The 604-nt window shown below is 61.4% G+C and carries 1 protein-coding gene; it reads left to right on the top strand.

All coding sequences use genetic code 11. The features are described 5' to 3' along the window. The coding region (locus tag DMX11_RS25830; RefSeq protein WP_146230391.1) for an immunoglobulin-like domain-containing protein at positions 1-604 on the top strand (604 nt) is incomplete at both ends.

Here is a 604-nt window from a genome sequence, read left to right as displayed (position 1 = left end):
TGGCCAAGCTGACTGCAACACCTTCGGTGACCGAAGGTGGTGAGATCACCTACACCATCACCCTGACCAACAAAGATGGTCTGCCGATCAACAACCACAGCGCCCTGACCTTCACGCTGAGCGACGGCAAGACCGTCATCACCGTGCCGGCCAACGGCACTACCGGTTCGATCACCGTCACCGCGCCGGACAACGTTTACGTCGGCAGCAACCCTGCCGTGGTCAACTCGATCGCCACCGTTGCTGGCGCGGATGTTGGCAAGTTCGAAAACCTGACCCTGGACAAAACCCAGGTCAGCACCACTGTCACCGACGAGCCGGGCACCCCAGGTACCCCAAGCAACCCAGGCGGCGGCAACGAAGGTGACCTGGTCAAGGTCACCATCACGGCCGACCAGACTTCGGTGGCCGAGAACGTCAAACCGACGTTCACCGTCCACATCAACCAGCCGCTGGACCACGACCTGGTCGTGACCTTGAGCAACGATGCCAAGGTGACCATCAAGGCCGGCGACACCAGTGCGCCGTACGAGCACGCTGCCCAGGGCGACGACGTCTACAAAGATGCCGGTGAAGTCAGCCTGGGTATCAAGTCCGCTGTGGA

It is taken from the genome of Pseudomonas sp. LB-090624 (assembly GCF_003205205.1).
Classification (GTDB): Bacteria; Pseudomonadota; Gammaproteobacteria; order Pseudomonadales; family Pseudomonadaceae; genus Aquipseudomonas.
The sequence above is the reverse complement of the archived record's forward strand: the minus strand, read 5'-3'. Positions and strand labels throughout refer to the sequence as shown.